Source organism: Mesorhizobium sp. M0870, from assembly GCF_040319775.1.
In the GTDB taxonomy this organism is placed as follows: Bacteria; Pseudomonadota; Alphaproteobacteria; order Rhizobiales; family Rhizobiaceae; genus Mesorhizobium.
Map to the genome: position 1 here is coordinate 49,956 of NZ_JAMYOI010000037.1, position 7,731 is coordinate 57,686.

Genomic DNA, 7,731 nt, shown 5'->3' on the forward strand with positions numbered 1-7,731 from the left:
CGCAAGACAGACCGGAGGAACAGCATGGACATGCAAACGGCAGGTTCAACGCAGACATCGCCACAGGCTCAATCCCCTGACCCCGGAGCGTGGACCCTGGAGAAGGCTCAGGCACTTTACCATGCCCCCTTCAACAATCTCCTCTTCCTGGCGCAAACGGTGCACCGCCAGAATTTCGATCCAAACAAGGTCCAGCTCAGCCGGCTGCTCAGCATCAAGACGGGAGGATGCCCGGAGGATTGTGGCTATTGCAGCCAGTCGGCGCGTCACGAAACCGGCCTGAAGGCGTCGAAGCTGATGGAGGTCCGGCGCGTCATCGCCGAGGCGACCAAGGCGCGTGATGCCGGCGCCACGCGTTATTGCATGGGCGCGGCCTGGCGAAACCCCAAGGCGCGCGACATGGATGCGATGGTGGCGATGGTCGAGGGCGTCAAGGCGCTGGGCATGGAGACCTGCATGACGCTGGGCATGCTCGATCTTGAGCAAGCCGCTCGTCTGAAGCAGGCGGGTCTCGACTATTACAACCACAACATCGATACGTCGGAACGCTACTACAGCGAGGTCATCAGCACGCGCGGCTATGCCGAGCGGCTCGACACGCTTGAGCACGTTCGCCAATCTGGCATCAAGGTCTGCTGCGGCGGCATTATCGGCATGGGCGAGGAGCCGGTGGACCGGATCGACATGCTGGTGACGCTGGCCAATCTGCCGGAACATCCGCAAAGCATTCCGATCAACATGCTGATTCCGATCGCCGGCACGCCGCTTGCCGATGCCAAGCCCATTGAGCCGATCGAATTCGTGCGCGTGATCGCGCTGGCGCGCATCATGATGCCGAAATCGCATATCCGTCTCTCCGCCGGCCGTATGGCCATGACTGACGAGATGCAGGCGCTGTGCTTTTTTGCCGGCGCCAACTCGATTTTCGTCGGCGACACGCTGCTGACGGCGGACAATCCCGGTGAGGACAAGGATAGCCTTCTGTTCCGCCGTCTCGGCATCGAGCCGATGGAACTCGAGGCGCAATGAACGGGGCGCCGCTTGCCAGTTATGATGCGACCTTGAAGAGGCTGGCGCGCAAGGACCGGCTGCGGACGCTTTCGCCCCGCGCCGGGCTGGACTTCTCGTCGAACGACTATCTCGGGCTGGCCTCGTCCAGGAGACTTGGCGATGCTGTTGTGGCGGCGATTGCGCGGGGCACGCCGGTTGGCGCCACCGGGTCGCGGCTGTTGCGCGGCAATGCACCGGAACACGAGCAGCTCGAGGCAGACGCGGCGGCATTCTTTGGAGCCGACCGCGCGCTGTTCTTCGGCAGCGGCTACATCGCCAACTTCGCTCTGCTGAGTGCCCTGCCGCAGAAGGGCGATCTTTTGGTTCTCGATGAGCTCGCCCATGCCAGCATGCATGAGGGTGCGCAGGCCGGGCGCGCACAGTTCGTGCTGGCCGCGCACAACGACGCCACCGCTGTCGAGGATGCGATCACGCGTTGGCGCGCCGCAGGCGGCATGGGGCGCGTCTGGATCGCGGTGGAGAGCCTTTACAGCATGGATGGCGACCGCGCGCCTTTGGAAAGCCTGGTCGCGCTTGCTGATCGGCACGAGGCATTCATCGTCATTGACGAGGCGCATTCGACCGGCGTCTGGGGACCGGACGGCCGGGGGCTTGCCGCCGCTTTCGAGGGCCGCGACAACATCGTCGCGCTCCATACCTGCGGCAAGGCGCTCGGCGCATCTGGTGGGCTCGTGACGGGGCCGAGGACACTGTGCGAGTATCTGATCAACCGTTGCCGGCCATTCATCTACGCCACCGCGCCATCGCCGCTGATGGCAGTGGCAGTGCGCGAAGCACTCGCAATGCTCGCCGACGAGCCTATGCGGCGTGTTCAGCTGCATGAACGCGTTGCCCTCGCCGGCCGCCAGCTGGCCGAGCGCTGCGGCGTGATACCCAGCGGCTCGCAGATCCAGCCCCTCGTAATCGGCGATGTCAGGCGCACCATGGCAGTGGCGGCGCGCCTGCAGGCCCGCGGCTTCGACATACGCGGTATTCGTCCTCCGACCGTGCGCACGTCGCGGCTGCGCATCTCACTGACGCTCAATATCGGCGAAGCCGACATTTCCGCCATGGTCGAGGCGCTGGTCGAGGTGTTGGCCCAAACATCACCGGAGGCGGTATGACCCAACGCATCGTCATCACCGGAACCGACACGGGAGTTGGCAAGACCGTGTTTGCGGCTGGGCTCGCCGGTTTGCTCGACGGCTTTTACTGGAAACCGGTGCAATCGGGCCTCGACGGCGAGACCGACAGCGAAGTGGTCGCGCGGCTTGCCGGCTTGCCCTCAGAGCGCGTGCTGCCGGAAGCCTACCGCTTGCGGAGCCCGCTGTCGCCGCATCGTTCGGCCGAGATCGACGGCGTGGCGATCAAGGCTGCCGATCTTGCTTTTCCCGTCCTACCGACGCCGCTCGTCATCGAAGGCTCCGGCGGCCTGATGGTGCCGCTTAACCGGCGCACAAGGCTCATCGACATCTTCGCTGAATGGCGGCTGCCCGTTATTCTGTGCGCCCGCACCACGCTCGGCACCATCAACCACACCTTGCTCTCGATCGAGGCGCTCCGCGCCCGATCCATCCCGTTGGCCGGCATCGCTTTCATCGGCGATGAGATGGCCGATACGCAACGGACCATCGTGGAATTCAGCGGTGCGCCGCAGCTCGGCAGGCTGCCGCACCTCGATCTGCTGACGGCCAAGACACTGAGGGACGCAATGATTGCCGGCTTCGCCTTCGCCTCGATTACTGGAGGTGACTGATGTCGCAGTCTCATGTCTGGCATCCCTTCACCCAGCACGCGCTCGAGCCTGCGATCCCAGAAATCGTCCGGACTGAAGGCGCCTATCTCCGCAGGGCCGACGGCGCCCGCATCCTGGACGCCATCTCCTCCTGGTGGGTCGTCACACATGGCCACCGCCATCCCCGCATCATGAAGGCAATCGAGACAACCGCGTCGAGCCTCGACCAGATTATCTTTGCGGGCTTCACGCACGAGCCAGCAGAGCGCTTGGCCAAGGCGCTTGTCGGCCTCGCTCCCGCTGGACTCGACTGGGTGTTCTATTCCGACAGTGGCTCGACCTCGGTCGAAGTAGCGCTGAAGATGGCGCTCGGTTATTTCCGCAACATCGGCGCCCCACGCTCGCGCATCGTCGTCATGCATCACAGCTATCATGGCGACACGATCGGCACGATGAGCGTCGGTGCGCGTGGCGTGTTCAACGCCGCCTACGAACCCTTGCTGTTCGAGGTCGCCACCATCCCCTTTCCGGCAGCGGGGCGCGAGCAGGAGACGCTGGATCGTTTAGAGGCTGTGACCCGCGATCGACGAGCCGCAGCCTTAATCGTCGAGCCGCTGGTGCTGGGCGCCGGCGGCATGCTGATGTATCCGGCTTCAATTCTGGCCGAATTGAAGAAGATCACTGAGGCCTCCGGCACGCTGCTGATCGCCGACGAAGTGATGACCGGCTGGGGGCGGACCGGAACCATGTTCGCCTGCGAGCAGGCATCGATCTCTCCAGATATCCTGTGCACCTCGAAAGGCCTGACCGGCGGCGCCATCCCGCTGGCCGTAACGCTTGCCACCGATGCCATCTTCCAGGCTCATTATTCCGAGGACCGGAAGAAGACGTTTTTCCATTCGAGCTCCTACACTGCCAACCCGATTGCCTGCGCGGCAGCACTTGCCAATGTCGAGATCTGGCGGGACGAGCCGGTGGCCGAGCGCATTGCGGCCTTGAGCGCAATGCAGGCCACCGGGCTTCGACGCTTTCGCGACAACAGCTTCTTCACCGACTGCCGGGCGACCGGCACGATCGCGGCGCTCGACCTGCGAACCGGTTCCGCAGGTTATCTCGCCGAGATCGGACCGAAACTGCGCGCTTTCTTCCTCGAGCGAGGGCTACTTGTGCGCCCGCTCGGCAATGTCCTCTACCTTCTGCCACCCTATTGCATCACCGGCGACGAGCTCGAGCGACTCTATGACGCCATTGAGGAGGCGGGCGAACGCTTCGGGTCCAGGCCATGAGCAAGTCGTCGCGCATTCTCGGGTTTGGCCATCATGCGCCTGGGCGAAAGGTGGCGAATGCCGAAATCGAGAGCAATCTCGGTCTTGATCCAGGCTGGATCGAAAGGCGTACCGGGATACGGTCGCGCTTCTGGGCAACCGACGAAGACACGCTGTCTGGTCTTGCTGCGCAGGCCGGCGACATGGCGCTGGCGAACGCCGGTATTGCGCGCCACGACATCGGTCTGCTGTTGCTTGCCACCTCGACGCCCGACCATCTTCTGCCGCCGAGCGCGCCGCTGGTCGCACACAAGCTTGGCCTTGGCAGCGCAGGCGCGGTGGATCTGACAGGCGCCTGCGCCGGCTTCATCTATGCGCTGATGTTTGCGGACGGATTTACCCGCCTGCACGGCAAAGCGAGCCTTGTTATCGCCGCCAATATCCTCAGCCGCCGCATCAATCCAGCCGAGCGCGCAAGCTCGGTCCTGTTTGCCGATGCCGCCGGCGCCCTGGTGATCGGTCAGTGCGATGATGCTGATCGGGGCATTCTCGGTGCCTCGGTGGCTTCGGACGGCTCGCGATACGGGCTGATCCAGATTCCCGCAGGAGGAAGCAACAAGCCGTTCCACGGTGACCTCGATCTCGCGCAAACCCGAATGAGGATGACGGACGGCCGCGAAGTGTTCGCAAAGGCCGTCGAGATGATGACCAATTGCTCAATAAGCGCGCTAGCCGCTGCCGGAGTGCGGCCACACGATCTCGGCCGGTTCGTGCCCCATCAGGCCAATACTCGGATTTTCGACGCGGTCGGGAGGAACCTCGGCATCGCGGACCAAGCAATTGTCAAGACGATTGCCGAATACGGCAACTCTTCGGCCGCGACGATCCCGCTGTCGCTCTCGCTCGCCAACCAGACGGAGCCATTCCAGCCTGGAGAGAAAATCCTTCTGTCGGCGGCGGGTGCGGGTCTCAGCGGCGGCGCTCTCGTGGTTGGAATCTAGCCGGCCGGCTCACGCGCGCAGGACTGGTCATGAATGGGAATAGGGCAACAGAACCAATGCCAAAATGGCCTTCTGAAGCTCGACATGACCGAGCTGACGCAGCACGACCCCGTGCGAGCCTCTGGATGAGATCAAATGCATCACCTGTTGCATCATTCGTGCCATCTGAATAAAGCTCAAATACAAAGGGTGAGCCGCCCCATATATGTCTGATACCCGACATTGTTCACATAAAAGGCTCGATGCTTACACGCTCTTTGCTCTCTTCTCTTTGCTGTCTGCTCTTTTCTCTTTGCTCTTTGCTCTTTCGTCTTGACTAGCAGGAGCATGCGGCTTATCTCATTGCCGCGTTAGCACTCGCTTCCGCTGAGTGCTAAGCACGCTCCGGCAACGGAGAACCGTTCAACATCCGCACCAAGGACATCCAAAAATGGCAAAGTCGAATTTCCGGCCGCTGCATGACCGCGTGGTCGTTCGCCGGGTCGAATCCGAATCCAAGACCGCCGGCGGGATCATCATCCCGGATACGGCGAAGGAAAAGCCGCAGGAAGGCGAGATCATCGCCGTCGGCTCCGGCGCTCGTGACGAAGCTGGCAAGCTGGTCCCGCTGGACGTCAAGGCCGGCGACCGCATCCTGTTCGGCAAGTGGTCGGGTACCGAAGTCAAGCTCAATGGCGAAGACCTTCTGATCATGAAGGAATCCGACATTATGGGCATCATCGGCTGATATCAGGCCTTTCCTTCGCACCATCAAATCTGAATTTCGGGCGAGATGCCCAGGAGTAAAAAAATGGCTGCCAAAGACGTAAAATTCTCCCGCGATGCCCGTGAGCGCATGCTTCACGGCATCAACATCCTCGCCGACGCGGTGAAGGTCACCCTCGGCCCCAAGGGCCGCAACGTCGTCATCGACAAGTCGTTCGGCGCACCGCGCATCACCAAGGACGGGGTCACCGTCGCCAAGGAAATCGAACTTTCCGACAAGTTCGAAAACATGGGCGCGCAGATGATCCGCGAAGTTGCTTCGAAGACCAACGACATCGCCGGTGACGGCACCACAACCGCGACCGTTCTGGCGCAGTCGATCGTCCAGGAAGGCAACAAGGCCGTTGCCGCCGGCATGAACCCGATGGACCTGAAGCGCGGCATCGATCTGGCCGTGACCGAAGTCGTCGCGGCGCTCGGCAAGGCTGCCAAGAAGATCAAGACCTCCGAGGAAGTTGCCCAGGTCGGCACGATCGCCGGCAATGGCGACGAGTCGGTCGGCAAGATGATCGCCGAAGCGATGCAGAAGGTCGGCAACGAAGGCGTCATCACGGTTGAGGAAGCCAAGACCGCCGAGACTGAACTCGAGGTCGTCGAAGGCATGCAGTTCGACCGCGGCTATCTCTCGCCCTACTTCGTCACCAACGCCGACAAGATGGTTGCCGAGCTCGAGGACGTCTACATCCTCCTGCACGAGAAGAAGCTGTCCAACCTGCAGGCGATGCTGCCGGTTCTCGAAGCCGTCGTGCAGACCTCGAAGCCGCTGCTCATCATCTCGGAAGACGTCGAAGGCGAGGCCCTGGCCACGCTGGTCGTCAACAAGCTGCGTGGCGGCCTGAAGATCGCCGCCGTCAAGGCGCCGGGCTTCGGTGATCGCCGCAAGGCCATGCTGGAAGACATCGCCATCCTCACCGGTGGCCAGGTCATCTCCGAAGACCTCGGCATCAAGCTCGAGAACGTCGGCCTCAACATGCTCGGCCGCGCCAAGAAGGTGTCGATCTCCAAGGAGAACACCACCATCGTCGACGGTGCCGGCAAGAAGGCCGAGATCCAGGGCCGCGTTGCCCAGATCAAGCAGCAGATCGAAGAGACCACTTCGGACTACGACAAGGAGAAGCTGCAGGAACGTCTGGCGAAGCTCGCCGGCGGCGTTGCGGTGATCCGCGTCGGCGGTGCGACGGAAGTCGAAGTCAAGGAAAAGAAGGACCGCGTCGATGACGCCCTCAACGCGACCCGCGCGGCCGTCGAAGAAGGCATCGTTGCAGGCGGCGGCGTCGCTCTCCTGCGCGCTTCGGCCGACATCAAGGTCACCGGCGTCAATGCCGACCAGGCCGCCGGCATCAACATCGTTCGTCGTGCGCTGCAGGCTCCGGCCCGCCAGATCGCGGCCAACGCCGGTGCGGAAGCATCGATCGTTGCCGGCAAGATCCTTGAGAACAAGGGCTTGACCTTCGGTTACAACGCCCAGACCGGCGAGTATGGCGACATGATCGCCATGGGCATCGTCGATCCGGTCAAGGTTGTCCGCACGGCCCTCCAGGACGCGGCCTCGGTCGCCGGCCTGCTGGTCACCACCGAAGCCATGATCGCGGAGGCTCCCAAGAAGGAGTCGGCTGGCGGCGGCATGCCTGGCGGCATGGGCGGCGGCGGCATGGGCGGCATGGGCGGCATGGATTTCTAATCCAGCCCCTATCAACCTACAGTGGCAAGGGCGGCAGCAATGCCGCCCTTTCCTTGTGTGCCGAACATGATCGACACCTTGGAGGTGCAGTCCCGAGGATCTCGTTCGAGCCTTGCGCACCAACGCACTTGGAGGAAAAACGCTCGGCCAGACGGTTCGCTGACACGACCGTTTCGTCCACCGAATCCGTTGTGGAGACGGTCGCATCTGGCATTTCGGCCGGCGAAGCTGACA

8 protein-coding genes are annotated in these 7,731 nt (G+C 62.8%); 7 read left to right on the forward strand and 1 reads right to left on the reverse strand.

Annotated features, from left to right (window positions below; translation table 11 throughout):
- Positions 1-30 precede the first annotated feature (30 nt).
- From bioB to groL, 7 genes are all read left to right on the forward strand, one after another.
- Complete coding sequence (bioB, locus tag NKH97_RS29590) at positions 31-1,029, forward strand: biotin synthase BioB (RefSeq protein WP_352799395.1); 999 nt, start codon at positions 31-33, stop codon at positions 1,027-1,029.
- Complete coding sequence (locus NKH97_RS29595) at positions 1,026-2,174, forward strand: 8-amino-7-oxononanoate synthase (RefSeq protein ID WP_352799385.1); 1,149 nt, start codon at positions 1,026-1,028, stop codon at positions 2,172-2,174. Before bioB ends, NKH97_RS29595 begins: the two co-directional genes overlap by 4 nt.
- Positions 2,171-2,806, forward strand: coding sequence for a dethiobiotin synthase (bioD, locus tag NKH97_RS29600; protein ID WP_352799387.1), 636 nt, complete (start codon positions 2,171-2,173; stop codon positions 2,804-2,806). Before NKH97_RS29595 ends, bioD begins: the two co-directional genes overlap by 4 nt.
- On the forward strand, positions 2,806-4,071 hold the full coding sequence (locus NKH97_RS29605) for an adenosylmethionine--8-amino-7-oxononanoate transaminase (protein WP_352631748.1): 1,266 nt from the start codon (positions 2,806-2,808) through the stop codon (positions 4,069-4,071). The genes bioD and NKH97_RS29605 overlap by 1 nt, the downstream gene beginning before the upstream one ends.
- Positions 4,068-5,051, forward strand: a complete 984-nt coding sequence (gene bioZ, locus NKH97_RS29610) for a 3-oxopimeloyl-[acyl-carrier-protein] synthase BioZ (protein WP_023766585.1) — start codon at positions 4,068-4,070, stop codon at positions 5,049-5,051. The genes NKH97_RS29605 and bioZ overlap by 4 nt, the downstream gene beginning before the upstream one ends.
- A gap of 430 nt (positions 5,052-5,481) precedes the next feature.
- Positions 5,482-5,778, forward strand: coding sequence for a co-chaperone GroES (gene groES, locus NKH97_RS29615; RefSeq protein ID WP_019863563.1), 297 nt, complete (start codon positions 5,482-5,484; stop codon positions 5,776-5,778).
- 63 nt (positions 5,779-5,841) lie between these two features.
- Entirely contained in the window at positions 5,842-7,497 is a 1,656-nt protein-coding gene (groL, locus tag NKH97_RS29620; protein WP_352707998.1) for a chaperonin GroEL, read from the forward strand.
- Positions 7,498-7,513: 16 nt separating this feature from the next.
- Here groL and NKH97_RS29625 read toward each other — a convergent pair.
- Positions 7,514-7,731, reverse strand: a 218-nt coding sequence (locus NKH97_RS29625; RefSeq protein WP_352799390.1) for a hypothetical protein, incomplete at its 5' end; no start/stop codon positions are given.

Excerpts from the sequence above, each read along its gene's own strand:
- bioB (WP_352799395.1), top strand. The coding sequence starts at position 31 with ATGCAAACGGCAGGTTCAACGCAGACATCGCCACAGGCTCAATCCCCT.
- groES (WP_019863563.1), top strand. The coding sequence starts at position 5,482 with ATGGCAAAGTCGAATTTCCGGCCGCTGCATGACCGCGTGGTCGTTCGC.
- NKH97_RS29605 (WP_352631748.1), top strand. The coding sequence starts at position 2,806 with ATGTCGCAGTCTCATGTCTGGCATCCCTTCACCCAGCACGCGCTCGAG.
- NKH97_RS29595 (WP_352799385.1), top strand. The coding sequence starts at position 1,026 with ATGAACGGGGCGCCGCTTGCCAGTTATGATGCGACCTTGAAGAGGCTG.
- bioZ (WP_023766585.1), top strand. The coding sequence starts at position 4,068 with ATGAGCAAGTCGTCGCGCATTCTCGGGTTTGGCCATCATGCGCCTGGG.
- groL (WP_352707998.1), top strand. The coding sequence starts at position 5,842 with ATGGCTGCCAAAGACGTAAAATTCTCCCGCGATGCCCGTGAGCGCATG.
- bioD (WP_352799387.1), top strand. The coding sequence starts at position 2,171 with ATGACCCAACGCATCGTCATCACCGGAACCGACACGGGAGTTGGCAAG.